The organism is Mycobacterium sp. (assembly GCF_965277065.1).
Taxonomy (GTDB): Bacteria; Actinomycetota; Actinomycetes; order Mycobacteriales; family Mycobacteriaceae; genus Mycobacterium.
Genome location: NZ_CBDIBT010000019.1, coordinates 952,203 through 979,087, shown reverse-complemented (window position 1 = coordinate 979,087; position 26,885 = coordinate 952,203). Strand labels below are relative to the sequence as shown.

Annotated in this window: 17 protein-coding genes and 1 pseudogene; 7 read left to right on the top strand and 11 right to left on the bottom strand. The window is 64.6% G+C overall.

Translation table 11 applies throughout. The features are described 5' to 3' along the window. The first annotated feature begins 197 nt into the window (after nucleotides 1–197). Together ACQY5A_RS21895 and ACQY5A_RS21890 are read left to right on the top strand one after the other, a co-directional pair. Complete coding sequence (locus ACQY5A_RS21895) at nucleotides 198–935, top strand: potassium channel family protein (RefSeq protein ID WP_428342388.1); 738 nt, start codon at nucleotides 198–200, stop codon at nucleotides 933–935. Beyond that, complete coding sequence (locus tag ACQY5A_RS21890; protein ID WP_428343282.1) at nucleotides 925–1,785, top strand: alpha/beta fold hydrolase; 861 nt, start codon at nucleotides 925–927, stop codon at nucleotides 1,783–1,785. Before ACQY5A_RS21895 ends, ACQY5A_RS21890 begins: the two co-directional genes overlap by 11 nt. Here the strand turns inward: ACQY5A_RS21890 and ACQY5A_RS21885 are convergent. Continuing rightward, nucleotides 1,782–3,839, bottom strand: a complete 2,058-nt coding sequence (locus tag ACQY5A_RS21885) for an FUSC family protein (protein WP_428343281.1) — start codon at nucleotides 3,837–3,839, stop codon at nucleotides 1,782–1,784. The two genes, ACQY5A_RS21890 and ACQY5A_RS21885, sit on opposite strands and share 4 nt — an antisense overlap. A 147-nt stretch (nucleotides 3,840–3,986) precedes the next feature. Here ACQY5A_RS21885 and galT point away from each other — a divergent pair, with 147 nt between their 5' ends. Next, nucleotides 3,987–5,048, top strand: coding sequence for a galactose-1-phosphate uridylyltransferase (gene galT / locus ACQY5A_RS21880; protein WP_428342387.1), 1,062 nt, complete (start codon nucleotides 3,987–3,989; stop codon nucleotides 5,046–5,048). Continuing rightward, nucleotides 5,045–6,136, top strand: a complete 1,092-nt coding sequence (locus ACQY5A_RS21875; protein ID WP_428342386.1) for a galactokinase — start codon at nucleotides 5,045–5,047, stop codon at nucleotides 6,134–6,136. Before galT ends, ACQY5A_RS21875 begins: the two co-directional genes overlap by 4 nt. Here ACQY5A_RS21875 and ACQY5A_RS21870 read toward each other — a convergent pair. The 4 genes from ACQY5A_RS21870 to ACQY5A_RS21855 form a co-directional block, all read right to left on the bottom strand. Beyond that, entirely contained in the window at nucleotides 6,111–6,725 is a 615-nt protein-coding gene (locus ACQY5A_RS21870; RefSeq protein WP_428342385.1) for an RES domain-containing protein, read from the bottom strand. The two genes, ACQY5A_RS21875 and ACQY5A_RS21870, sit on opposite strands and share 26 nt — an antisense overlap. Then, nucleotides 6,718–7,233, bottom strand: coding sequence for a hypothetical protein (locus tag ACQY5A_RS21865; protein WP_428342384.1), 516 nt, complete (start codon nucleotides 7,231–7,233; stop codon nucleotides 6,718–6,720). The genes ACQY5A_RS21870 and ACQY5A_RS21865 overlap by 8 nt, the downstream gene beginning before the upstream one ends. A gap of 50 nt (nucleotides 7,234–7,283) precedes the next feature. Next, nucleotides 7,284–8,618 carry a DEAD/DEAH box helicase gene (locus tag ACQY5A_RS21860; protein WP_428342383.1) on the bottom strand — a complete coding sequence of 445 codons (1,335 nt, stop codon included), beginning with the start codon at nucleotides 8,616–8,618 and terminating at the stop codon, nucleotides 7,284–7,286. A 204-nt stretch (nucleotides 8,619–8,822) separates the two neighbouring features. Continuing rightward, nucleotides 8,823–11,198 (bottom strand): flippase-like domain-containing protein, encoded by a 2,376-nt coding sequence (locus ACQY5A_RS21855; RefSeq protein WP_428342382.1) that lies wholly within the window; start codon nucleotides 11,196–11,198, stop codon nucleotides 8,823–8,825. Between the two features lie 224 nt (nucleotides 11,199–11,422). Here ACQY5A_RS21855 and ACQY5A_RS21850 point away from each other — a divergent pair, with 224 nt between their 5' ends. Then, entirely contained in the window at nucleotides 11,423–12,364 is a 942-nt protein-coding gene (locus ACQY5A_RS21850; protein ID WP_428342381.1) for a class I SAM-dependent methyltransferase, read from the top strand. Nucleotides 12,365–12,375: 11 nt separating this feature from the next. On the opposite strand, the gene ACQY5A_RS21845 is transcribed toward ACQY5A_RS21850, so the two are convergent. The 3 genes from ACQY5A_RS21845 to ACQY5A_RS21835 all read right to left on the bottom strand — a co-directional run bounded on the left by ACQY5A_RS21845 (nucleotide 12,376) and on the right by ACQY5A_RS21835 (nucleotide 15,254). Then, nucleotides 12,376–13,833, bottom strand: a complete 1,458-nt coding sequence (locus tag ACQY5A_RS21845; RefSeq protein ID WP_428342380.1) for a DUF1254 domain-containing protein — start codon at nucleotides 13,831–13,833, stop codon at nucleotides 12,376–12,378. A 69-nt stretch (nucleotides 13,834–13,902) separates the two neighbouring features. Continuing rightward, nucleotides 13,903–14,862, bottom strand: a complete 960-nt coding sequence (locus tag ACQY5A_RS21840; protein WP_428342379.1) for a DNA-processing protein DprA — start codon at nucleotides 14,860–14,862, stop codon at nucleotides 13,903–13,905. Continuing rightward, nucleotides 14,859–15,254, bottom strand: coding sequence for a hypothetical protein (locus ACQY5A_RS21835; RefSeq protein ID WP_428342378.1), 396 nt, complete (start codon nucleotides 15,252–15,254; stop codon nucleotides 14,859–14,861). Before ACQY5A_RS21835 ends, ACQY5A_RS21840 begins: the two co-directional genes overlap by 4 nt. Nucleotides 15,255–15,365: 111 nt before the next feature. On the opposite strand from ACQY5A_RS21835, the pseudogene ACQY5A_RS21830 reads away from it, so the two are divergent. Next, nucleotides 15,366–19,232 (top strand): annotated as a pseudogene (locus ACQY5A_RS21830) (DUF3320 domain-containing protein); the annotation flags it as partial. An 8-nt stretch (nucleotides 19,233–19,240) separates the two neighbouring features. Here the strand turns inward: ACQY5A_RS21830 and ACQY5A_RS21825 are convergent. Both ACQY5A_RS21825 and ACQY5A_RS21820 read right to left on the bottom strand, forming a co-directional pair. Next, nucleotides 19,241–19,591, bottom strand: a complete 351-nt coding sequence (locus tag ACQY5A_RS21825) for a hypothetical protein (RefSeq protein ID WP_428342377.1) — start codon at nucleotides 19,589–19,591, stop codon at nucleotides 19,241–19,243. After that, nucleotides 19,588–22,029 carry an AAA family ATPase gene (locus ACQY5A_RS21820; protein ID WP_428342376.1) on the bottom strand — a complete coding sequence of 814 codons (2,442 nt, stop codon included), beginning with the start codon at nucleotides 22,027–22,029 and terminating at the stop codon, nucleotides 19,588–19,590. Before ACQY5A_RS21820 ends, ACQY5A_RS21825 begins: the two co-directional genes overlap by 4 nt. A gap of 150 nt (nucleotides 22,030–22,179) precedes the next feature. Here ACQY5A_RS21820 and ACQY5A_RS21815 point away from each other — a divergent pair, with 150 nt between their 5' ends. Then, the gene (locus ACQY5A_RS21815) at nucleotides 22,180–24,810 is read left to right on the top strand and encodes a GH92 family glycosyl hydrolase (RefSeq protein ID WP_428342375.1); all 2,631 of its coding nucleotides are present in this window, start codon (nucleotides 22,180–22,182) and stop codon (nucleotides 24,808–24,810) included. 188 nt (nucleotides 24,811–24,998) lie between these two features. On the opposite strand, the gene ACQY5A_RS21810 is transcribed toward ACQY5A_RS21815, so the two are convergent. After that, nucleotides 24,999–26,672 (bottom strand): GmrSD restriction endonuclease domain-containing protein, encoded by a 1,674-nt coding sequence (locus ACQY5A_RS21810; RefSeq protein ID WP_428342374.1) that lies wholly within the window; start codon nucleotides 26,670–26,672, stop codon nucleotides 24,999–25,001. Nucleotides 26,673–26,885 lie beyond the last annotated feature (213 nt).

The window sequence follows — 26,885 nt, the reverse complement described above, 5'->3', positions numbered from 1 at the left end:
GGCGTCGTGCCGACGGGCATCCGCGCCCGCGAACGCAGACCCAGGCCTTCTGTCTGCGCAACGGCAGCAGCGACAACGCCGCGCTATCGCTGGGACGGTGAATAGACGTTCGGCATGCTGGAGCGGTCCAACGCGGCGGACCAGATGATTTTCTAGATCTGCGAACGAGGGCTCAGCGCACCGGCGATACTTCGCGCATGGACAGCGAAACCAGGCTGCAGCGGTTTGAGCGATATACCGAGTGGCCGCTGGCCGGCGCCGCCGTCGTATTTCTGGTGCTGTTTTCCAGGCAGGTGCTTGCCGAACCGCATGGCCGGGAAGCGCATATTATTTGGGCCATCGACTGGGCCATCTGGGGCTTGTTCTTCGCGGACTACTTTGTCCGACTGGGCCTTGCCGCCGATCGTTGGCACTGGTTTTGCCGGCACCTGCTCGACTTCGCGATCATCACGCTGCCCCTGCTTCGGCCACTTCGGTTGTTGCGCATGCTGGTTCTGATCGAGGTGCTGCAGAAGGCGGTGGGAGATGCCTTCCGTGGTCGTATCGTCGTCTACACCGCATCGGGTGTGCTGCTGTTGATTTACACCTCAGCGTTGGCCGTCTTCGACAAAGAGCGCTATCTGCCCGGCACCAAGATCGATTCGTTCGGTAAGGCGATCTGGTGGTCGATCACCACAGTGACCACGGTCGGCTACGGAGACGTCTATCCGATCACCAACGCCGGCCGAGTTATCGCCGTGCTGTTGATGATTGGTGGTATCAGCCTGGTCGGCGTCGTGACCGCCGCGTTGGCGTCGTGGATCATCCAGCGGGTGGCCGAAGAAGAGACCCTTCTCCAAGCGGCGACCGTCGGGCACATCGAGGAGCTTCGCAGCGAAATCCGGGCGTTGGGACGAGAACTGCAGGGAGAGAAGAGCAGTGACCATCGCTCCTGAAACCTTCACCACCGCCGGCGTCGGCGGCACCCGCATCGTCGCGGACCGACTCGGTGATCCGGCGAAGCCGGCCGTGGTGTTCCTGCACGGCGGCGGGCAGACCCGCCGCTCGTGGGGCAGGGCGGCGGCCGCGGTGGCCGAGCGCGGTTGGCAAGCGGTGACGGTGGATTTCCGCGGCCACGGTGAGTCGGACTGGTCGGAAGAGGGCGATTACCGGCTGGCCAGCTTCGCCGGCGACGTGGCCGAGGTGCTGCGCCAGCTGCCTGCCCGGCCGGTGCTCGTTGGTGCATCCCTGGGTGGGTTCACCACAATGCTTCTGGCGGGGGAGATTTCGCCCGGCATTGCGCGGGCGGTGGTGCTGGTTGACATCGTTCCGAACATGGACCAGTCCGGCGCGAACCGTATTCACGACTTCATGGCCGGCAGGATGGAGAGCGGGTTCTCCTCGCTCGACGAAGTCGCGGACATGATCGCCGAATACAACCCGCACCGGCCGCGGCCGTCAGACCTCAACGGCCTGCGCACCAACCTGCGCCTTCGCGGCGACCGGTGGTATTGGCACTGGGACCCAACGTTCATCAGCGAGAGCGCATCTCTGCCACCCCACGAGCTGACCGACGTCGGCCGGATGAACGCGGCCGTCGCTGCGATCCTGGCCGGCGGCGTCCCGATGCTGTTGGTGCGCGGTCAGGTGAGCGATCTGGTCAGCCAGGACCGCGCCGACGAATTCCTGGCCCGTTTCCCGCAGGTCGAGTTCGTCGACGTCCAGGGCGCGGGACACATGGTGGCCGGCGATCGCAACGATCTGTTCGCCGACGCGGTGCTGGATTTCCTTGTCCGCCAATCTTAGACGGAGGACAGCACGCCGTTCTCGGCGCCGAGATCGGTTGCGGCGTTGATGATGACGCGGTCGAGTTGGCGGAGCGCATGCAGGGCGTTCATCAGCCGCCGATGGTCTGGCGCCAGCGGCCGATCGACGTGCTGGCGGGCGAGGGTCTCGGCGGCATCGATGTAGTCGGTGGACGGAAAGACCGCCGCGGCCTGGTTGAACTCCAGCGAGGTGATCAGCATGTCGATGTTGCGGCGGATCTGGCCGACGGTCGATCTGATCGCATCGGCCAGTTCCGGCGAGGTCTGGATGTGGATCTCGCTGCTGCGGGCCAGCATTCGCGCATAACGGTCACACGCGGTGAGCATCCGTTGGCTGTGCCGCATCGTCCGGCGTCCAGGCAGTCCGGCGACCCCGGTGCTCATCGGCTTGGCGGTGATCCGGAATTGCGCCAAGTCGCGGCCGAGTTGACGCGCCGTCTCGGTCAACCGGGCGGGCGCGGGAGTGCCCAGCAGGCTGGCGACCGACGCCTCGACGAGATCGGCCAGCGTGAGGAAGAACGAGTGGGCGTCGCCGCGGATTTTCGCCCTGGTGTTGATCGGCAACACCAACACCGCGGCAGCGATCCCGATCACCGCACCCACCGCCGTCTCCTCGATCCGCAACAGCAAGAGCCCATAGGTGAATTCGCCGAGCAGGCCGTACATCAACGCCAGCATGGTGCTGATCCAGAAGGTCATCAGGCTGTAGGTGACCTTCATGAAATAGAAAGCGCAGAACAGACATACGAAGATCATCACCAGCGAGGCGATGCGGTTGCCCGACACCAGCGTGGCGACCAGCACGCCCATCGGCACCCCGAGCACCGTGCCGAGCAGCCGCTGCCAACCCTTGTCGAGGGTTTCGGCCCACGAGTTGGTGCCGGCGAAAATCACGAACGCGGCGATCGCCGCCCAATACCAGTGCGACGGCGACACGATCTCGCCGACGACGATGGCCAACGCCGCGGCGACCGCCACTTGGATGGCCTGCCGGGTGGTCGGCAGCATGCCCGGCCGCAGCTGCGTCTCGGGCAGCGCCGGGCCGTCGGGTCGCGTCGTTTCGGTCGCGACCCCCTCGACCTGCTTACGCACTTCGGCGGTGGCCTTGGCGGTGTCGACGACGGCCAACGCGAGGCGCCGCACCGGTACGTCATCGGGATTCCGGTCGAGCTGCTGAGCGACGTGCGCGGTCTGCCGGAGCGCGTCGGTGTGGGGTGTGCGGATCGCGCGCGCCAACAGGGCGACAGTGTCGGCCAACGCGGCACGCGTGGCGACCGGCAGGTCGGCCAGGGCCGCCCGGGTGCCCGCGGTCGCGAGGCGTTCGACGGTCAGCTCGGCGTCGAACAGCCACAGCGCGAGGTCCTCGCCGCTGACGCCCGGCCACAGCGCACTCGGATTGACCTGGTCTTCGATGAGCGCCTGGACCGCCAAGGCGGTCTCGTTGAGCCGTCGGGTCCGGATCCGCAGTCGACGCTGCCGGCGTTCGTCGGGGTTGCCGAGCCGCACGGTGTCGGCGGTGGTGTCGACGACGATCGCCATCCGCGCCCGCAGTGACCGAATACTCTCGCGCAGAACGCTTTCCGGTCGGTCAGGCAGGATGAAGGCACTCCACAGGTAGCTGCAGAGCGTGCCCACGATGGTCGATCCGATCAGCCACGGCAGCTCGGCGAACTTGGCCTGCAGGTACAGCGAGAAGAAGTACGACATGAAGGTGACCATGCCCAGCGCCGTGCCGCGCGGGCCGAACCGTCGCGCGTAGACCGCGATGAACACCACCACGACGAACATCACGTCGCCGTTCACCGGATGCGGCGACAGCAGGGCGGCCGCGGTGATGGCCACCGTGGTGGGCAGCGGCAGCAGAGCCAACGTGATGCGTCGTTGGCGCGGATCCGGCTCGTTCACCGAGCGCGCCGAGATCATCGTGATCACCGCCCCGAGCAGCGCCACCGTCAGCGGCTGACCGGTGGCCTTGGTCAGTAGGAACAGCACCAGCAGCGAGATGCCCAGCGCGCCGGTCGTGCGGATCGCCATCCGCAGCCGTAGCAGCCCGGGGTCAGATCCGATCGCCCAGTTACGCGCCCGCCGGTACCGCGCGGTTGCGTCACCCACCACCCGTGGCCAGCCTCTCTCGCGTGTCTCTTGCACTCGACTCTGGCACAGCGACCAAGATGGGACGCGATGAGCACGCGAACGACGTTGGCCGATGGCCGCGAGCTGTTGTTCTTCTCACTGCCCGGGCGGTCGGTGGCCCCGGTTTCTGACCGTCGGCCGCTGCCGCCATTCGAGCCCGGGCAGTCGCAATTGCGGTTCGATCGGGCCACCGGGCAGTGGGTGATCATCGCCGCGCGCCGACAGGACCGCACCTACAAGCCGCCGGCCGATCAGTGTCCGCTCTGCCCCGGGCCGACCGGGTTGACCAGCGAGGTGCCCGCCCCCGACTACGACGTGGTGGTCTTCGAAAACCGTTTCCCGTCGTTGTCCGGGGCGGGGGCGTTTGCCTCTTTGCCGGACGGCTTCGTTCCCGTGCCCGGGGTCGGACGATGCGAGGTGATCTGCTTCTCCGGCGACCATTTTGGTTCGTTTTCGGGGTTGCCGCTGCCGCATGCCCGATTGGTCGTCGACGCGTGGCGGGACCGGACTGCCGCGTTGCTCGCGATGCCGGGGGTGCAGCAGGTGTTCTGCTTCGAGAACCGCGGCGAGGAGATCGGCGTCACGCTGGCGCATCCGCACGGCCAGATCTACGGTTACTCCTTTGTGACGCCGCGGACCGCGGCGATGATGGAGCAGGCTGCGTTGCACAAGGGCGGCAACCTGTTTGCCGCTCTACTGGCTGCGGAGGTCGCCGACGGCAGCCGGATCGTGGCCCGCACCGACCTGTTCACCGCGTTCGTGCCGTTCGCCGCGCGCTGGCCGGTCGAGGTGCACATCTATCCAAATAGGTTCGTGCACAACCTTCTTGACCTTTCGTCCGCTGAACTTGACGGCTTCGCCTCGATTTATCTTGATGTCTTGCGGCGCTTCGACCGGATGTATTCCGGCCCGCTGCCGTATATTTCGGCACTGCACCAGTACTCGGACACTCCTGAGTTGCGTGACGGCTACTTCCACGTCGAGCTGATGTCGATCCGTCGCAGCGCTACCGCGCTGAAATACCTGGCCGCCTCTGAATCGGCGATGGACGCGTTCATCACCGACGTGGTGCCCGAAGCCGTGGCCCAGCGCCTGTGGGACCTCGCGTGATCACGTACTCCGCGCCCGGGCGAATCAACCTGATCGGCGAGCACACCGACTACAACCTGGGTTGGTCGTTACCGATCGCGCTGCCGCAGCGCACGTCTGTGGCTTTCGAACCGTCCGATGCCGCCGATCTGACCGTTTCCAGCGACCTGGCTGACGGCTCGGTGCGAATTCCGTTGACCACCAAGCCCGGTGAGGTGACTGGGTGGGCGGCTTATGTGGCGGGCGTGGTGTGGGCCTTGCGCGAGGCTGGGCACCCGGTGCCGGGCGGGACGATGTCGGTATCCAGCGACGTGCCGGTGGGCTCGGGCTTGTCGTCGTCGGCGGCGCTGGAATGCGCCATTTTGGGCGCACTGTGCCCGCAGATCGACCGGATGGATCAGGCGCGGCTGGCCCAGCGCGCAGAGAACGAATACGTCGGTGCACCAACGGGTTTACTCGATCAAATTTCGTCGCTGTTCGGCTCGGCGGGGACGGCGCTGCTGATCGACTTTCGCGACCTGACCGTGCTGCCGGTTGACTTCGACCCGTCGTCATCGGGAGTCGAGTTGCTGCTGATCGACTCGCGCGAGCGACACGGCCACGTCGACGGCGAGTATGCGGCGCGGCGGTTGTCCTGCGAGCGGGCCGCGGCCGACGTGGGCGTGGTGTCGCTGCGGGAAGTCCACGATATCTCTGCCCTCGACAAGGTCCGCGATCCCGTCGATGCCCGTCGTGCGCGTCACGTGCTGACCGAGAACGAGCGGGTACTGGATTTCGTTGCGGCGCTAGGGGATTTGGACTATGTGGAGGCGGGGCGGATCTTCACCGCTTCGCATGCGTCGATGCGCGACGACTTCGCCATCACCACCCCGCACATCGACCTGATCGCCGACACTGCAGTAACGGCCGGCGCGTTGGGTGCTCGGATGACCGGTGGGGGATTCGGCGGCTGTGTGATCGCGTTGGTGCCGGCCGACCGCGTCGACGCTGTGCGTGAAGCGGTGGAAGTCGCCGCCTATAATCAGCCGGTCATCACCCAGACTTACGCCGCAGACGGCGCATTGGGTGATCGGGTCCATGCCGTCACGGTAGCTCCCAGCCGACGGTGAAGTCGTGCCGCAGGACCAGCTCGGTGAGCACATCGGTGCGCTCGGCCAGCGGCCACGACTCGACGGTGAACGCCTCGAGGGCGAAGAACGCGTGGTTGATCGACGTCTCCGGCGTGGTCCGCGGGCGGTACACCACCGCGTCGAGCTCCGGCCACCAGCGCCGCACGGCATCGGCGAGCCGTTGGCAGGTGGCCCACACGTCGTGGTGCTGGCCGGTGCTGATCTGGTCGTCGACACCCAGCACATCGAGATTGGCTTCGGTGCGCAGGTCGAAGACGCTCAAGTGTCGGGCGGCGACCAGTCGCACCAGCCGATGCTCGGCGTGGTCGGCGGGAATCATCAGCCCGGTCGGGCGGTATCGCTCGCGGAAGGCGCCCACCAGACCGCTTGCGGCGTAACGGGTTCGGAATGCGCCCGACTCGGGGTCGAAGCGATAGCGGGCGGTCAGGAAGCCGGCCCAGGTCCACGCGGAGGGCGCCAACGCTTCGACTCGCCACAGTTCGGTTCCGGCGTCGACCCTTCGTCGTCGCAGGCCGACCGGTCGGGCGTCGGGCAGCGGCGTGCGGTAGCCGGCGGGAAGGTCAGGCACCGATGCTGGCGAGCATCCGCCACGCGGCGTCAGCAGTCTTGGGGCGGCGCAGTGCCTCGGCGATCGACGAGCCGCCGAGGTCGTCGTGCGTCAGCCGCATGATCCGGTCGGCGGCCAGCGGGTCGGTGGTGAACTCGTTGAGTAGCTCGAGGATTCGCGGCAAATCGGTGCGGACCCGGTCGGTATCGAATTGCCAAGCGGGAAAATAGGTTTGGTTGCCGACAGCCGAGCCCAGTAGCTTGCCCCGGCTGCGGAGCCGGTGCACGGCCTGCGGAGACTGCAAGGCAAGCCGCTGCTGCACCTTCGGTGTGGCCAGTGCGCCCTCGACGAATTCACGTACCAACGCGCTGCGGCGTTCGTCGTTCAGGCTGCGGGCTGCGACCCGCTCCAGGGTGCCTTGCGGCGTGGTGGGTGCCCCGAGGATAGCGTCGAGCACCTCAGCGAAACCGGGCTCGGTGCGAGCCCGTTCGACGACCTGACGAACCAGTGGGGCGACGGCAGTGGACATGAGTCCAAGCTACCAGCCGCCCCAGCCGATTGAAACAATCGAAACAGGTCCTAGTAGGAGGACCGGCGCGACGCTCCTGCGCCGGCACTGCTGCGACGTCCGTGTCCACCCGCGCGCTGGCCGCCGTTAGCTGCCTTGGCGCGCTCGCCGCCGCGGTTCGGGCGGCGCCGTGGCTGTTGTGACCGCTGCTGGGCAGGTTGTGCCTGCACCGGTTTCGGCGCCTGGTAGGGCGCGATGTCGCCGACCAGCTCGACGACCGGCTCTGAGGTCGCGGTGACCTGCTGCGGACGAACAGCGATACCGGCCCGGCGCAGCAGATCGTTGGTGTCGCGGCGCTGCTCGGGCAGCACGACGGTGACCACGTCACCCGAGCTGCCGGCGCGGGCGGTGCGCCCGGAGCGGTGCAGGTACGCCTTGTGCTCGGCGGGCGGGTCGACGTGGACGACCAACTGCACGTCGTCGACGTGCACTCCGCGGGCAGCGATGTCGGTGGCGACCAGCACGCGCGCTTCCCCAGACGTGAACGCGGCCAGGTTACGGTCGCGGGCAGGCTGAGAGAGGTTGCCGTGCAAGTCAACTGACGGCACACCGGCGTCGGTGAGCTGACGGGCCAGCTTGCGGGCCTGATGCTTGGTGCGCATGAATAGGATGCGCCGACCGGTGCCAGACGCCAGGCGGTGCACCAGTTCGGTCTTCGCGCCGGCGCTGGCGACGTGGAAGACGTGGTGCGTCATCTCCGGGCTCGGCGCGTTGATCTCGTCGACGGAGTGCATGACGTGGTTGCGCAGGAAGCGCTTGACCAGCTTGTCGACGCCGTTGTCCAGGGTGGCGGAGAACAGCATCCGCTGACCGCCCGCGGGTGTCGCCGCGAGGATGCGGGTGACGCCGGGCAGGAAGCCGAGGTCGGCCATGTGGTCGGCCTCGTCGAGAACGGTGATCTGGACGGCGTCCAGGCTGATCAGCCGTTGGCGCATCAGGTCTTCTAGCCGGCCCGGGCATGCGACGACGATGTCGATGCCGCCCCGCAGCGCGGACACCTGGCGGACCTGCGAGACGCCACCGAAGATCGTGGTGACTTTCAGGCCGTAGCTGGCGGCCAGCGGCTCGAGTGTTGCCGAGATCTGGGTCGCCAGTTCACGGGTCGGTGCGAGCACCAGACCGGTCGGGGTGGACGGCCGCCGCTTGGTCGACTCGAGACGAGTCACCAGCGGAATGGAGAAGGCCAGCGTTTTACCGCTGCCGGTCTTCCCGCGGCCGAGCACGTCACGGCCGGCCATCGTTTCGGGCAGGGTTTTCACCTGGATGGGAAAGGGCTCGGTAATGCCACGCGCGGAGAGGTTGGTAACCAACCGCGCGGGCACGCTGAGCTCAGAGAAGGAAGTCATTATTGTGTGGTGCCTTTCAGGCATCGAGGTGTGCCAGCGTCATCAGGAGACGTTCAGCACTAGGTGGCGAGATTGCCGGTGGGCAAAATCGATCGCCGCGAGAAAGCTTGAGTGGGAATGTCGGAGCAGTCCACGACGTGTCGGCGTATGCCAACGTTGAGCCCAGCCTAGCTCACGAACAGATAATTCTGGTCATGGTGTGAGCTAGACCATGTCGTTGCGGGTCAACCATTGCATTACCGGCCAGCCGATGAACACCGGTAACCAGCAGGTCAGGACCCGATACAGCAGCACCGAGGGCACGCTGACCGCTGCGGGCAGGCCGAAGGCGGCGAGCCCACCGATCAGGGCCGCTTCGACGGCGCCGACGCCGCCGGGAGTGGGCGCGGCCGAGGCCAGGGTGCCGCCGACCATCGTCACGACGGTGACGGTGACGAATGTCGCGTGACCGCCGAACGCTTCGACGCTGGACCACAACGCCAGCGCCGCGCCGAGAGTCGTTCCGGTGCAACCCAAGACGATCAACGCCATCCGTCGGGGTTCGCGGGCCACCTCGATGATGTCGGTGATGATCTCCTTGAGTTTGGGGGTCACCGACGTCGACAGCCAACGTCGCAGGTTGGGCACCAGCAAGAAGACACCGGAAATGCCCAGCGCCACACCGGCGATCAGGTACAGGACGGTCGACTTCGGAACGAAGTGGGACAGATCGGTGCCCGCGCCCGCGGCGGTGGTGAAGAAGATCAGCAACACGATGTGCATGATCACCTGCATCGACTGCTGCAACGCGACGGCGGTGGTGGCGCGCGTCGTGCTGAGCCCGCTCTTCTGCAGGATGCGGGTGCTCAGCGCGAGCCCGCCTACGCCGGCCGGGGTGGTGGTCGCGGCAAAAGTGTTGGCCACTTGTGCGATCGACAGCCGCCAGAAATTCACCGACTTGTCGGCGCTGGCCCACAGCGCGGCCGCGGCTCCCACGTACGTCGACGCTGAAATGGCCAGGCCCAGCACGGCCCACCACCAGTTGGCGCGGGACAGCGCATTGAAGAACGTCGGCACCGTGCTGATGAACGGGTAGGCGACATAGACCAGCGCGACCAGCAACACCAACTGGACCAACTGGCTGCGGCTGAACCGGGTGACCGACTCGGGTTTGATCTTCTCCGTACCGGTTTGGCGCATGACCGCCGCGCGGCTGCGGGAGATGACGGCCTTCGCGTCGACGACCGAGTCGCGGATGTGTTTCGGCACAGCGGTTTTGGTGAGCCGGCGCGACGCGGTCAACACGGTGTCGCGGCCGAGCACCTCGATCGCCGCCGCCACCGCCTCGTCCGCTCCGTACAGCGCCGTCGTCGTCACCAACAGCTGGGCGATGTCGGCCTGGAGCTGGTTCTCGGTGGCGCCGTATTCCGCACTGCCGAAGCCGCCGAAGAACACCGCGCCGTGACTGACGGTGATCTCCTTGTCGCGTAGGTCGCCGTGCGAGATCTGGTGCTCCTGCAACTTGTGCAGCGACTCCCACACTTCGGCGACCGGCGTCGACGCGTGGCAGTCCTTTAGCGGGGCACCACGAATCCGCTTGTGCGCGTACAACGTCCAGCCCCGGTCCAGGGTGCCGACGGCGATCGTCTCGGTATTGGCGATGCCGAGGTCACCGATCGCGATGGCCATCAGGGCGCGATGCTCGACGGCGCGGCGCATCGACGCCTGCAGCGGGGCGGTCTCGTTCTCGCGCAGCCGCAGGATTCGCCACACCTGCCGTAGTGCGCCGCCGCTGCGTTGATGAGGTCCGTACATCTCGACGACGGCGTTCTCTTCGGGCTCCTCGGTGACGGCGGCAAGAATGAGCGGCCCCGATCCGGCGGGGCGGACCACTCGCAGCCCGGTGACCGCAAACCCGCGTTTGGCCATCGCGCGCACCGCGTCGTCCAGCGGCACTTCCAGAGCGGGGGTGCCGCTGACCAGGATCACCAGCGCGCCGACGAACCAGCCGACCGCCAAACCCAGCAGCGATCGGGCCGGCACGATGGCGCTGACGACCAGGTGGATCGGGATGAACGCAAGTAGCAGGCCCCACCACCAGTGCCGCCAGCGCGCCGGCAGCCATGGGCCGGACACCGTGAGCACCGCGGCGAGCATGCCGATCCAGCGCGGGTCGTCGAGGAATTGCGATAGGACGGTGCGCAACCGGTCGTTGAGGTCGAAATGCCATCGCGGGGCCGCCAAGCCGGTGCCGGTGATCGACAACGCGAGGACCGCGATCAACGCGGCCGCCGCGTAGGGGATCAGCAGCCGCCACTGCTGGGCCAGGATCAGGCCGAACAGGATCATGAACGGCAACGCCAAGACCGCGAGGCCGTAGACCAGGTAGACCACGTCGGACTGAGTCGGCGTCAGCAACCCGATGATGCGGGAGATGGACATCTCCAGCCCGTCCCACCGGGTGCGGGTGACCAGCGAACTGGTGATCACCACCGCCAGGAGCGCCCCCGACAGCGCGACCCGCAGCATGTCGTTGGTGCGGCGAGTCAGGGGCTGCAGCAGGCTGCCGGAAACCCTGACGTCGCGACCATCGACCTGCATGGTCCCCACACCTCCGGCCTGCTTCTGTCAGCGTTCCGCCGACAACATAACCGGTGACCTCAGCCTTTACCCGGATTGCGGGGCCGATGTGGCTGGTTAGAGGCCGTGCCGAGTCACAGCCGTCACCCGCGCACCAGAGTCCGACCATGTGGCCGTCTCCGGAAACGTGACCACATGCGATATCACACAGCCACTACCAAGCCGCCCCACGTATTTTCGGACCCATGGCGAGAACTGACAACGACACCTGGGAAATCACCGAGAGCGTGGGGGCTACCGCACTGGGCGTGGCGTCGGCGCGCGCAGCCGAAACCGAGAGCGACAACCCGCTGATCCACGACCCGTTCGCGCGTGTGTTCCTCGACGCCGCCGGCGACGGGGTATGGAACTGGCACGCGGGTTCCGCTCTGCCGCCGGAGATCGTCGAAGCCGAGCCCGAGTTGCCGCTGCAGATGCAGGCGATGGTCGGCTACATGGCGTCGCGGACCAAGTTTTTCGACTCGTTCTTCCAAACCGCCACCAACTCGGGAATCACGCAGGCCGTGATCCTGGCGGCCGGCTTGGACGCGCGGTCATGGCGGTTGCCGTGGCCGGACGGCGTGACGGTCTACGAGCTGGATCAGGACCGGGTGCTGGACTTCAAGCTGAAGACGCTGACCGAGCACGGCGCGCAGCCGGCCGCCAACCGGGTCGAGGTCGCGGTGGATCTCCGCCACGACTGGCCGAAGGCGTTGCAGGAGGCCGGTTTTGACCCGTCGCGGCCGAGCGTGTGGTCAGCCGAGGGGCTGATGCCGTATCTACCGTCCGCGGCGCAGGATCTGCTGTTCGAGCGCATCAACGAGCTGGCCGCTCCCGGTAGCCGGGTCGCGGTGGAGGCGTTGGGGCCGACGTTCCTCGACGAGGAGATTCGCGCCAAGCGTCGTGCGCGGATGGATCGGGTGCGCGACTTGATGGCCAAGGCAGATCCTGATCGCGACATTCCGCGGACCGAAGAACTGTTCTACTTCGAGGAGCGCGAACGGGTCGGCGAGTGGTTCGGCCGGCACGGCTGGAATGTCACCGTGACCCCAGCCGCCGAGCTGATGGCCGACTTCGGCCGCAGCGCCGCACCGGAAGTCAAGGACATGGTGCCGGGCAACGAATTCGTCAACGCCCAAAGGGTTTAGGGCGCACACGTTTAGGGCATTGGCTTGACCGGCGGGATGTGCCACGTCCCGTCCAGGATCGACGGCTTCTTTTCGTTGGGCCAGTACAGCCGCAGCATCAGGCTGAACCGCTCCTTCGGCGCGGGCAACCAGTTGGATTCCTTATCCGGGCCGGGTGATTCGGCCTGAATGTAGATGTCGGTCGAGCCGTCGGGGTTGGGCACCAGCTTGTCACGCGGGCTCAGGCTGTAGCGGTTCAGCGGGTTGTCGACGAAGTAGTAGTCGCCGTTGTACATGGTCAGCGACCAGAAGCCCTTCGCCGGCGGCAGCTGGCCTTTGTCGAAGTGCATCAGGTATTTGGTTGCGCCGCTGTACTTTTGCTTGATATCCGTCGCGTCCGAGGTGGGGTAGACAGCGTCTTCGGGCAGGTTGGCGCCGACGCCGACCTGGGTCACGTATGCCCGCTGGCGGTAGTTGGTCCCGTAGTTGCCCGCCTTGATGGTGTAGGCCCAGCCGTTTTTGGCGACGAAATCGCCGGCCACGACGCCTTCTTCGCGCCAGCCGTTGATGTTGTCCTGACCGAGCTTTGGCGACATCGCCAAGCCGGTGTTCGCGGCGGCCGGCAGCTTGGCCGGGTCGAAGTCCTGCCCGGGGACGATGCCGATGCGGGCGAGCTTCGCGACGATCGGCGCGTCGGCCTCGGTCGGCGGGTTGGTCTTGAGCAGCCGGGCGAACAGCTTGAAATACTCCGGCGCGCCAAGGGAATTCACTTGGTGGCGCACCGACGTCACCATGTCGACGGACGCAGTGAGTGGTGGCAGCAGCGGCAGGAATTGCTTGCCGAACGACGACAGCGGCGTCGCGGTGATCTGATCCTGCAACTTGTGCACCGCGTCGTAATCCTCCGGGGTGCCCGAGCAGTAGATGCGTCCGAGCAGCCACACCAACGCCGTCGGCGACTGGTAGTTCAGCACGTTCGGCGGCAAGCTGCCGTGCCAACCGGGGCCGGTGATCGCGAACGTCCGCGCCTTGCCGCCGCCGTTGCGGGTGCCCGGCGAGGCGAAGACGTTGGTCCAGGCGTCCATCATCGGCAGCAGGAAGTAGCGGTCGCCCATGTCCGGGACGGTGACGATCCACGGTTCCTTCGACACGTCGAACCAAGCCTGCGTGTACAGGGTGTCGGTGTTCGGGGCGGTGGCGGCGCGGAAGGCGGCGTTAGGGTAGGTGCGCTGGCGGGCGAACTGGCCCATCGGGGCTTTCACGTCCTCGCCCGCGGGGACGTTGGTGAATTCGCGCCGGGTGTACTCCATCGTGACCAGCGGATAGGCGTAGGCGTAGGCCTCGGTCCCGATGTCGGTGGCCTCGGACTGTGACAAGCCAGGCGCCGCAGATGTTTTCACCGGTTCGGCCGGGTGGTCGTTGCCGCCGCACGACGTGATCATCATCAGGGTGGCCAGCAGCACGCCGACCCGTTTGACGGTTGAGGGCATACCCGGATACTTCCACGCTGTCTGGCGCGGCGCGCGGCCGTCCACATTTGCGGGCTGGGCGGGATGGCGCTACAGGTCGAGCTTCAGCTGGTCGTCGGCCGTCTGATCCTTCACCTCCTCGGCCGGGTGAGCATCGCGGAGGAGCTCGGCGAGGCCAGCAGGCTCGCGGAGTTCCAGTGCCCCTCGTTCGACGAGCGCGCGATTGCCGGCGCCGCTGCCAGGCCCGAGCCAAGCGGCAACGCGGCCATAAGAGTTCTTCAGTGCTTCGGTTGCGCCTTTCCACGTGCCGCCGTGTTCCTGCTCGCTGGCTACCACGACTGTGCACCGGGAGAGCCCGTAGATGAGCTTGTTCCTTCCCATTGCATTCCCGGCCGTCCACGGCGCGCTGGGCGCATAAGGAGTGATCAGACAGATCCGGCCGTCGAGGACGGCGCGGCGGGTACTGGGCCGCGTGACGGTGCGCTCGATGGAATCTGCCAGCACGCCTACCACTCCGCCGCGAACGTCGAAGGCGCTGTTCATCGCATCACGATCGACGCCGCGTGCCGCACCGGAGATCACAGGCAATGCCAACGTTGCTGCCAAGCGGGCGATCTCACGGGCCACTTGCGAGCCTTCTTCGGAGACATTCCGGGAGCCGACTACCCCCACTCCGTCGGTGTCCAGAAGCTTGCCGTCCCCTACGCCGTGCAGCACGACGGGAGCAGCCTTGCCCAGCCGGGCGCTCAGTCGTCGCGGATACAGCTGACCGAGTCGGGTAATAGTCCAGATTCCAGCGTGATCCAAATTCTCGAGCGCGACTGCTAAAGCAGCCGCCCGATCGAAAAGCCTCGCAATCCGCTCGCCCTCTTGCTCTGAGGCAGCCAACTCCGCGGCGATGTGGTGCGCGGACCTTCCCCGCAGGGCCGATGGTTCGACACGTTGCCGAAGGCCCCAGAACTCCCGCGCGGACAACGGCTTAGCGGGCGAATCGACGAGGCGGCTGGTAAGCGCCACCGCCGCTAGCTCGGCTTCGTCCAGCATCGTCATCCCTTTACCTTGGCCAACGCGAAAGGGTAGATCGGCCCACTACCCGCCGCCATCAACAGCTCGCCCAACACTGTGATTGTCCACCGGGAGTCGACGATGTCGTCAACGAGGATCACCGGCCCGGTGGGTGCATGGCCGTGGATTTGAAAAGCATCATTGACATTGCGGAGCTGCGTGGCGCTGTTCTCCATCAGCTTCTGGGGCTCATTGCGGTGCACCTTTTTGACGCAGTCGGACAAACGAGCACCGATGAGGTCGGTTAATCGACGGGCGAAGTCCGCCACCAGAATGCGATTGGTATCCAGGCTCGGCACATAAACGACGGTGCCGTCGAACCCGGGCAGCCAATCCTCGAGGACCTCAGCGGCAGCAACGACGAGCTCGTCGCTCACGCGTCGGCCCGCGCGCTTTGCATCAAGGAGTTCGTCGCCCCAGCCAGGGTCTGACAAGTAGCAGACCGCCCGCCCTGGTTCGATAGGCTGGCTGATCCTGCCCGACCGATCTCCGGCCCACTGCCTGCGGGGCTCGATAGAGAAGCGGCGAGCGGTCGGACATTCGTCCTGGAGGGGCCGCCCGGGACGGGTAAGTCGCAGACGATCACCAACCTGCTGGCGCATGCTATGGCCTCGGGACGACGGGTGCTGTTCGTTGCCGAGAAGAGGGCCGCGCTCGATGTCGTGAAGAAGCGATTGGAAGCAGTTGGTCTTGGCGAGCTTTCGCTCAATTTGCATGACAAATCAGCTCGGCCAGCCGTCGTTCGCGCGCAGATCAAAGAGGCCCTGGATCTTCGGGTCGGTGAGGACGCGGACCTGTCGCGTGTGCAAAAGGAGATCGCCGAGACTGCCCGAAGAAGTCTTGCCCGCTATGCAGATCGGCTTCATGCGCCCAACGCTGCCGGGCAGTCCTTGTACACCGCGAGGTCCGCGGAGTTGGCAGCCGATCAAGCGGTGTCGCCGCTGGATGTGCCTCACGAACTCGTCGCCCGCGGCACTCCGGAGACGTTCGATACGATCGGGCGCCTTCTTCGCGGCTTACCGGAAAAGACCGACCTAGCGCGTCCTGGTCGGGACCATCCATGGGCGTTCATCGAACCCTCCACAACCAACCTCGATGCCGACAAGATCCACACCGCGGCGGTGGAATTCGATAAGGCTCTCGAAGACCTGCTGCAAGCAGGTGTCGAGCTGGATGAAGCCGGGCGAACGGAATCACCGTCCGCAGTGGCTGACTGGGCGACACTCGCAACGGCACCACGATATCCGCTCAGTGGACTCGACACGCTGCACAGTGATGCCGGCCAAAGTCTGGCAAAGGCGGTGCAACGGTCGTTGGCGGAGACGTCGAAGCTGCCGCCTGGATGGTTGGCGATGGCGACACCGGCTGCAATGGACCTCGACATCCCCGAGATCCACGCCGCGGCCCTCGCCGCCGATGAGTCTGGTTTTTTCGGCCGAAAGAAACGGCGCAGGGCTGTGCTAAAACGCCTCTCCAGTGTACTGGCTGTTGACCCGAAAACTGTTGATCTTAAATCGCTCTCGTCGGCAACCGGCGAAATAGCGCAGACGCACGAAGTAGTTCGTGACCTACGTTCCAGCGTTGCCGGTCTGCCCGTCACCCTGGTGCGCGACGGCTGGAATCCTCTTGTCGAGGAGGACGGCCGTCAACTCAAGGATGGGCTCACGTCGGCCACTCGGGCCGCCGACGCGTTGTGCGCGACGCCGCACGATCCGCACGTTCGTGATTTGCGTCAGTACTACACGCAGACGCCGGTCGGAACGTTGGCCCCACAACTGGCTCGCCTCGCCGGGGCCTGGAGTTCACTAGATGAGGTGGCGCCGTCCTCGGTTGGGCAACAACGTGTATGGGGCGACGGCGCCTCTTTCATCGCGCGGTGGTGGGCGACTCGGCCGAAGCGTCGGCTGCAAACCCCCGACAGCATTGAGTGTTGGGTCGACTTGATTCGGCACGTCGAGCCGCTGCGCGGCGCGGGTATGAACCCCACTCGAATCGCCATCCTAAACGGCGAGGTGGTCGCGGAAGATGCCGCCCTGGCCTTCGATCGCGGGACCGCTATCGCCTCGGTCGCTGAGCGCCTTCAAGCCAGCGCACTGGACAATTTCGACGCGAACTCTCAGGCCACCACGATTCGCCGGTTCGCCGACAGCACCCGCGCGATTAGACGCGAACTGCCCAGAGCCATCCCGGCACGTCTGGTGAATAACAGAACTTTCTACGCCAACGCGGCCAGCGGCCAAATCGGCGGCCTGCGTAGGCAGTTGGAGCGTCGGCGCGGCGGAATGGGCGTTCGGGCCCTGATCGAGAATTTCGGTGAGTTGATCACGCAGATTCTGCCGTGCACGCTGATGAGTCCCGATTCGATCGCGCGCTTCTTTCCTGCGCGACCTGGGATCTTCGACATTGTGGTCTTCGACGAAGCTTCGCAAGTCAGGGTCGCTGATGCAGTGGGTGCGATGGGACGGTCGAATTCCGTTGTCGTGGTTGGCGATAGCAAGCAGATGCCACCGACGAGCTTCGCCGAGGCCGGCGCAAGCCTTGAGGACGACGACGAGTACAACCCGGATGTCGTCTACGACGAGGAATCCATCTTGACCGAGTGCGTCCAAGCGCAGGTCCCGCGGCAGTGGCTGTCCTGGCATTATCGCAGTCAAGACGAGTCGCTCATCGCATTCAGTAATCAGCAGTACTACGAAGGGCGACTTGCCTCATTTCCGGCGCCGCTGGGTCGAAACGGCTCCGCCCCTGCGGGACATGGCGTCTCGCTGGTTCGTGTCAACGGCGTATTTGAACGGGTTGGACGCGGCAAGACGCTGCGTACCAATCGCGTGGAAGCCGAACGAATCGTGGCAGACATCCGTAACCGCTTTCTCGCATCGCCCGATGTGGCGCCGTCATTGGGAGTTATCACCTTCAATGCCCAGCAGCGTGATTTCATTGAGAATCTCCTGCGCGATACCGGCGACGAACGTGTGCTCCAAGCGCTGGACGAGCCCGACGGCGTGTTCGTCAAGAATCTGGAAAACGTGCAGGGCGATGAGCGGGACACCATCTTGTTCTCAGTTGCGTTCAGCGCCAACGACAAAGGGGTAGTGCCACTGAACTTCGGGCCGCTGTCGAAGCCGGGCGGTGAGCGCCGGCTCAACGTCGCAATTACGCGTGCGCGCCGTGAGGTCGTGCTGTACGCGAGTTTCGACCCGGAGGCACTCAGAGCTGAGGAGACTACCCAGGTCGGTACCAAGCACCTCAGGGCATACCTCGAGTTGGCCGCTCGTGGCGTGGAGGAGATCATCCAAGGCGGTAAACGTCTCTCCGTGATCGACCGCCACCGGGATGACATCGCCGAGGCGCTGCGTGCCGAGGGCCTGCCGGTGAAGACGGACGTGGGACTGTCCGATTTCCGTGTCGACATCGTGGTGGCCAATCCCGATGCGCCGGAGCAACCGCTGGTCGCCGCTTTACTCGACGGGCCGAATTGGCGGGCACGTAAGACAGTCGCCGACCGTGATGGCCTACCGGTCGATGTGCTGCAGAACCTGATGCACTGGCCTGCGGTGGAACGCATTTGGTTGCCTGGCTGGTTGCAAGACCGGCAGCAGATCATCGCCCGAATCCGTCAGACCGTGGACGAGGCGAAACAGCGGCTGATGCGTGGGGAGGTCGAGCCGGACCCTGCGCGCCGGGCGCCGGATCCTGTGAAACGAGTCGAGACCGTCTCGAGTACGCCGGTATTCGCGAAAATCGCCGCGGCACCCGTGAGTATTCCTCGGCCCAAGCTGCATCCGATGGCTCGTGCGTTCCGTGAATATGTTCCGCGGACACTGGGTGATATCAGTGCACTCGACCAGATAACGCCGTCGATGCCGTCGGCCTCCCCCCGAGTCGAGGCTGCTATCGCTGAGGTGATCGAGGCTGAGGGTCCGATTCATCGTGATCGGCTGGCCAGACTGGTCAGCAGCTCATTCGGTTTGAGCCGGGTCAGCACTGATCGTCGGAAAAAAATTCAACGGCTGGTGGGCCCAGAGTTCCGGCGCCCACCTGATGATTCGTTTTTCTGGCCGTCAAACACCGATCCTGAAACATGGCGGGTGGTGCGTTGCCCCGAGCCCGGCACAAGTCGTCCTCTCGACGAGGTCTCGCTCGTCGAGATTGGGAACGCGATGATCGTCGTCGCGCAGCAGTCCGGCGGAAGTGCAGACGAAGAGTTGAAGCGCGATGCGCTCAATCTACTTGGCGGAAAAAGGATCACAGATTTGATTGATCAACGATTGCAAGCCGCATTGGGGCGAGCGCTCGAGAAGGGCCTGCTACGCCGGTCGGGCAGCGGAGTGGTCATCGACGGCGGGAGCGGTTAAGCGCGCGCTTACTTGGCATTGTCCAGGCTGCGGACTAGTTCTAACAGGTCCCGTACCTCAGTCGCCGGTGGCTGCAATTCGTACGAGTGGTGATGGCACGCGACACTGAGCCTCTGCCATGCTCGTTTCACCGACTGGCCCAGCTCGACACCTTGAAGAGCCTCTAGGACAACAAGTTTTGACTTTGTACTTGGTCCGTAGTAACCGGTCCCTGACCATGTCGAGCTCTGCTCGTCGAGCCAGTCCTCGAACGCCCGTCGTGCGAGTAACGCGGCGGTGCGGGTGCCCCGGGCACCGAGAGCTACCTTGTCGTCGAGTATGTCGGCGGCGTAGTCGAGGAGGGCGGCGCGATCGGTCATGACAGCGATTGCGCGAGTTCGCGGGTGGCCCTACGCGCATCGTTGACCACGTTCTTGAAATTGTCGACGCCGGCATGAATGCCCTTGGTGGCAACCGCGAAGGCGATTTTCCTCGCCGGATTCTCGCCGCGCCACTTCTCGACGGCATCGTTGTCGCCGGCATTCAGCGAGAGTGCGAGAGCGAGGCGTTTCCTGGTTCCTTCGGCGCCGTCCCACTCGAGTTCGAGTTCTTCGTAAGGCGTCCCTTTAGCGAGCGCCTTGAGGACGTAGACGTCCCAGGCGGTCTGCTCCAAGGCCTCGCGGCACAACACCGGAATTGCCGCGCTCTTGATGGCGTCGGGCACCGCTTCGTCGGCGCCGATCGTAAAAGCGTCGTCCAGTAGCCGCTTGGCAGGCGTGGTCGATTCGGCCACTGAAACACTCGAGTTGAGCCCGCGATGAAGCTCAACGATCCGCGCCGGCGCTCGCGAACGTCGGATAGCCGCGGGCAATCGGTCGTCGTGTGTCAGCACGACCACCTGCCGGCTCTCCGCGAGTGTGGTCAGCACTTGGAGAAATCCATCGATCTTGGAGGGGTCCATCGCTTGGATAGGGTCATCGAGTACCAAGAAGCGGAAAGGGCTTTCGTCCGACGCCGCACGGGGAATGAATATCGCGAGCGCCAGTGCCTGTAGCTCACCCTGGCTCATGACACCGAACGCTTCGCTCTCGACGCCGTCGACTTCGGCCCTGAGTTCCACGCGGCGAGTGGTCTTTTGACCCTCGAGGCGAATGGCTCCTAGGTCGACGTTGCTCTCCTGCCGGAGAGTTGCCCAAATGTCCTTAGCGTGGCCTGCCAGCGGTGCGATCCGCTCGTTGCGTAGTTCGCGTGCGTTGGCTTGCAGCCATTTCAACGCCCCATCGGCGATTGCGAGCTTGGGCGCGGCTGTCGCCGCCAGCTCGGCCTTCGACAACCAATCAGCTAGCTGCAGCGCGACTGGGGTCCAGGCGTCCTTGCGTGACTGAATCAGCTCGTCAGCTTGTTGGCGGGCGGCAAAATAGGACTGCGCCACAGCGGGCATCGCTTGTTCGACATGATCTGCCAGTGCAAGATCGCCGTCAGCCGGCAGCTTGAGAAGCTGTTCGTATGCCTCACGCGCTCCGCTCAGTGTGTTGAGTTCGTCGTCGTCCGGTGGCTGCGGTACTGACCGCACGAGCGCAACGAGTGCCGCGCGGGCCCGTTGGAGTTCCGCGCGGGCCGAGGTCAGCGCTTGCACGGCCTGCTGGTCCCTCTGGAGGGCGTCGTGAGCGGCGGCTGCCCATTGTTGGTTGAGCATGCCTTCGCCGCAGACGGGGCAGAGCTGCTCGCCGTGCTGATCGTGAAACGTCAGGCTGAGTTCCAGTAGCTTGCCGCGGTCGGCGGCGAGCGTGTCGGAACGCGCGACTTCACCGTTCTCCCTCGCCTTAGCCGACCGCAGTGCGTCGCACGCAGCAGCGACCTCGTCAGCTGCGGGCGCGGCCAGCCGTTCGGCCTCGCGCCAAGCGGCGGGCACGCTAGACGCGGCTCCTTCGGTGATCAGCGGCCGGACCGCCGCCAGGTCCACTTTCCTTTTGGTGATCGCCGCGAATGCTTGGACTGCGCGAGGATCTTCGTGCTCCTGCAGAACGGGCTTCAATACGTCACGGGTTTTTTTGAGGTCGGATTCGGGCAGCTTGAGCGACCGTACTTCAGCTTCGAGTCGCGCGATTGCCTCGGTCAGCTGCTCCAAGCCCAGCAACTTGTAGAGCTGGTCATAGAAGTCACTGGGCCGGCCTTCCAAGATCCCGCTCAGTTCGTCGTAACTCAACAACGGCCGATGCAAATCCAGCGCAGCGTCCCAACCGAGAACGCTCGTGTCTTCCTGCTTTTGACCGGCGCGCTGAACCCAGGTCTTAAGTTGTGTAACCGCGACATCGGGACCGGCTGGCCAGTCCACCCCGATTGTGCTGGTGCCAGGGCTCTCTTCGGCAATGCCGATGCGTATTTGCGCGGGTTCACCGGAATGCAGATTGCGCCAGTTCTGCGACCACACGGCGGCTTTGTCTTTCCAACGCGAGTTGGTGCGGGTCAGCGCGACTTCCAGAGCCTCGGCAAGAGTCGACTTGCCCGACCCGTTGCGGCCGGCGATCACGATCAGCCCGGGACCGGGTTGCAGCGGAACCGTCACTTTCGGTCCGATACCTCGAAAACCCTGCACAGCAATCGAACTGAGAAAAGCGCCAAGGGGCTGTTCGGCCGTTTCAACAGGAGCGGTCAACGTGTCGATCAGACCCTGCGACGTGGCTTGCTCGCCCAGCACCTCAGCCAGTTCACCAGCACTCCCCAGCGCGGCCAGCACCGCGAGCCTGGCGTCCTCGCTCAGTTTGTCGTCGTCATCGGCCCGCTGCAGTACGTAGTTCTTCAGGTGGTCGTCGCTCATCGCCTCACCCATCAATTTGCCAGTGGCTCCGGGGTTCCCCTTGTTGCATGCTAAAGATCGCCACGGCCAGCCACAGCGCTTTTCCGGCTAGACGCCGCCCCTCCGATCGGCCTCCCACACGAAGTACCAGCTGAGGAGCAGAATTCGACTATGCGGTCACGTCGGGGTGCCGTGGCGTTTATCGCGGCGGCTGTGCTGGTCAGCGCCATGCTGGTCAGCGCCACGCCGACGTCGTATGAGCCCCCGCCCATGGTGGCCAATCCGGTCGAGCACGTCGACACCCTGATCGGCACGGGCAACGGCGGCAAGACGGTGGGGGAGATCAACAACTTCCCGGGCCCGTCGGTGCCGTTCGGGATGGTGCAGTACTCGCCGGACACCGTCGGCAACTACGCGGGCTACAGCCACTCCAACGACCGCGCGACCGGGTTTAGCATGACGCACGCCTCGGTGGGGTGCCCGGCGTTCGGTGACATCTCGATGCTGCCGACGACCAGCTCGATCGGCTCGGAGCCGTGGAACGCCTCGGAGGAAATCGCCCACGACAAACACGAGCGCGGCGTGCCCGGCTACTACACGGTGCGACTGCCGTCGGCGGGCGTGACGGCCGAACTCACCGCCACCAACCGCACCGGCGTGGGCCGCTTCCACTACCCGAACGATCGCGCGGCGCGGTTCTTCGTCCGGCCCGGCGGGTCGCTGGGCGGCACATCGGCGGCCAAGATCCGCATCGAAGACGACAACACCACGATCACCGGACAGGCGACCAGCGGCGGGTTCTGCGGCAAGGACAACGTCTACACGGTGTACTTCGCGATGAAGTTCAACAAGCCGTTCACGTCGTTCGGCACCTGGGACGGCTTCTCGGTATTCCCCGACGGCCGCAGCGCCTATTCGAGTTACCAGGGGTCCACCGGGGGATACGTCGAGTTCCCGGCCGGCTCGGACCTCGAGGTGCGAACCGCGTTGTCCTACGTGGACATTGACGGGGCGCGCAAGAACCTCGACGAGGCCGCGGTGAACTTTGACGACGCGCGCACTGCCGCGTCCAAGCAGTGGAACGATGCGCTGTCGCGCATCAGGGTTGCCGGCTACACCGAAGACGACATCCTCACGTTCTACAGCGCGCTCTACCATTCGCTGTTGAACCCCAACACATTCAACGATGTCGACGGTCGCTACATCGGGTTCGACGGCGACATCCATACCGTGGCGCCCGGACACACGCAGTACGCCAACTACTCCGACTGGGACACCTACCGCGGGGTGGCGGCGCTGCAGGCCATGGTGTTCCCGCGGGAGGCCAGCGACATGGCGCAGTCGCTGGTCAACGACGCCGAGCAGAGCGGGTCGTTCCCGCGATGGGCGTTGGCCAACACCGCGACCGCGGAGATGACCGGCGACAGCGTGGTGCCGTTGATCGCGAACTTCTATGCGTTCGGCGCCAAGGACTTTGACGTCGACCGGGCGCTGCACTTCATGCTCGACGCCGCGAAGGAAGGCGGAATCGGGCGGCGCGGGTACGTCGAGCGGCCACAGATCGGGACGTATCGACAACGCGGGTACCTACCGTTGCCGTCGTCTAACTGCCACGGTTCCTTCCCGGCGGCATCGATTTCGCTGGAGTGGTCGGTCGACGACTTCGCCATCTCCCAATTCGCCTCGGCTTTAGGTGATTCCGCCAGTGCCACAGAGTTTCAGGACCGGGCGCAGTACTGGCAGAACCTGTTCAATCCGACCACGCATTCCATCTCGCCGCGCAATGCGTTAGGTTTCTTTCCCCAGGGGCCTGCGGTGTTTCCGCCCGGTAAGGGCTGCTTCAGCCAGATCGGGTTTGACGAGGGCAACGCCGAACAGTACGTCTGGTACGTGCCGCAGAATATTGCCGGCCTGGTGACCGCTTTAGGTGGGCGCGATGCCGTTTCGAAGCGGCTCGATAAGTTCACTGAGCAGCTGAATGTCGGCCCGGTGGAGCCGTATCTGTGGGCCGGCAACGAACCGAACTTTTCGGTGCCGTGGCTGTACAACTACATCGGGCAGCCTTGGAAGACACAGGAATTGGTTGACCGGATACGCGGCACGCTCTTCAGTCCCACGCCTGACGGCGAGCCCGGTAATGACGACCTGGGCGCGATGTCGGCGTGGTATGTCTGGTCCGCACTTGGGTTGTATCCGAGCATCCCGGGGACGTCGACGCTGACGGTGAACGCGCCGTTGTTCGACAAGGTCGAAATCGCGCTTCCCGCAGACAAATTCATTCGGATCTCGGCACCCGGAGCGTCTGGGCATCACCGGCTGCAGTACATCAATGGGCTGCATGTCGACGGGCGGTCGACCGACAAGACGTATCTGCCGGAGTCGATGCTTGCTGGTGGCGGTGAGCTGCAGTTCTCGCTTGCGTCGAAGCCGAACAAGTCGTGGGGGACCGCTATTGATTCGGCGCCGCTGTCGTTTGGTGCGGGGAGTCTGCCGTTGACGGTCAACGTGTCGCCGGCCTTGGTGGCGGTGGATGCCGGGACGTCGACGGACGTGACTGTCAACGTGCAGCGGATGGTCGACGGGCCTGATGATTACGAGATCAGCGGAAGGTCTTCTGAAAGAGGCATTTCCGTGGAGTCGGTGGAGGGAAAGTTCGGTGACGACGGGTCCGGGACGTCGACGGTGACGGTCAAGGTGGCGGACTCGGTGCGGGATGGGTACTACCCGCTGGTGTTGACGACCAAGGCCGGCGAGGGGGAGCGGACGTTCATGTTGTTGGTTGCGGCGGGGGAGGGTGGCTGACCGGATAGGGCTGGGCCGGCTCGGGAACCGGCGGTGTTGAGCCTCTGCGTCATCGAGTTTGGTCGAACACGTTGGTGGCCAGCCCGCGGCTCAGTTCTAGGTGTGGGCAGTGCACCAACCGCCGCGACACGGCCTGCGCTAAATGAGTCGCAGTCCGCAGCGGCCGTTGCGGTCCCGAAGGGGAACTCCTATTCGGGGTCGAGGACTACCTCGTCATCGCCATCTGTGTCGTCGTCAACCGCTTGAGCCAGAGAGTCGACCTCCTGCGGAATGATGCGCTTTCTGAGCTCCTTGCTGATTCGTTCTGCTCGTCGCACGAGGAAATGCTCGTAATCGTCGTTTTGGATGTCCGCCCAAATGCTTTCTGGCATCAGGTGAGACTTCAGTGTCTGGGACATGTCTGGGTTTGACTTCTCAAACTCCTGCATGTACTTCAGTGGCGGGCGAGCCCTGATCTGGTTCTTGTTCAGATGGGCGTCGATCATCGTGATGTTGAAGAGGTTATTTGCCCTCGAATCGGACACGCCGATTTTCTTGAGGTAAGCGAGTGGGAAGAAGTGATGGTAGTTGCGGCTGTTTGCGCGCTTGAGCGCGTCGTTGGCAATGGCGACAATCCCATTGTTATCGAAGGAGCGAGGTTGAAACGAGGCGTAGATGCATAGGATCGCCTTTACAAACGCTCGCGATGGCGCGAAGCGACCGTTGGCAAGCAGAAACTCGGGGTCGACTTGAGTGGGCCAATCGTAGGTGGGTGCCTCGCCTTTGAGGATCTTGTCGATCTTTGCGAGATCAGCCGCCGCCCTGCTTTCGAAGCTGGATGAGTACCTGCCACCAATGCCGCACCGCCAGAAGAAGTCGGTGAGCAGGCGGGCCTGGTCCGCGGTGGGTTTCTTGCCCGCGTTCTTGTGGAAGAAGTACGCGAACGGAATCGCCAGGCCGCCGTACGGAAGTAGCTGCGACACCCGCACGCCGCAGACCGCCTTGAAGTAGTCAACGGACTGTTCGATGGCGTCCTCGACTGGATCCCAGAGCCTCAGGACGGTCGCCTTATCGAGTTTGAGAATCGCCTGACGTCGGCAATCGCCTTTCGCCAGCAGTGCGATCAGCTGAAGCGGCGTCATATCTGCAATGTCGTAGTCATGTTTATTGAGCTTCGCCTTCAGCAGGCCGTATTTGTTGGCCAGGTCGAACTTGCGTCTCTCGTCGTAAGTCTTGGCGACGACGATCTCGAAAGGAGTGAGGGGCTTGCCGCCAACGTTGATTCTGGTGAATATTTCTGTGGCAACGTCGATTTCGGCATCCCTAACCGAGACGACGGGAAAGCTGTAGGTGGTGAAGGCGTTCACGTAGCGCTGGAGCTTGGGGTGGTATTCAATGTTGAACTTCGTGCCCAGGGTGAGCAGCTGTCCGCTGAGAAGTTCGGTCAGCGCGATATACGTCTTGTCCTCGTCCGACCGATCGATGGTCACGATATCGTCGTGTTCGTCGGCGTCCAGGTTGATCCACATCTGCGAGAAATCATCAACCTTGCCGTTGGCCCGGGCGACCGCGACGCCCTTAACCGCGGCGTAGAGACTGGTTAGGCGTTGTTGGCCGTCGAGCACGTAATCGAAATAGTCGCCGCCGGGCTTGTCCTTGAACTTTTTGTTGCCGATGCTGCGGACGGTGCGGAGCTGCTCATTGGTATGCCAAAAGATGAAGGTGCCGACCGGGTAGCCCTTAACAATGCTGTCGAGCAATGCAGCCGACTTGGCTCTGGTCCAGACGAAGTCGCGCTGAAATTGGGGGATCTTGATCGTGCCATTCTCTATCTGACTGAGAAGGTCCGGATAGTTGTTGTGGCTCGGCTGGGCGATCACCATGCTGGCTGATGATAGCGCCAGCGATGCGCGCGCCTTGCGTGTTCCCGCCGACCTGAGACGATCAACTTTCGCTGAAACCGTCGCGAACGCCGGCTGATGCGGGCCGCTGAGGGTGAACGTTTTAGAGCATCAAGAAATGCCGAAAATCCTGAAGCAGCTCAGCGCCGAATGCAGCGACCGACCACCTGAGATCGTCGAGGCTGTGTAAGTAGG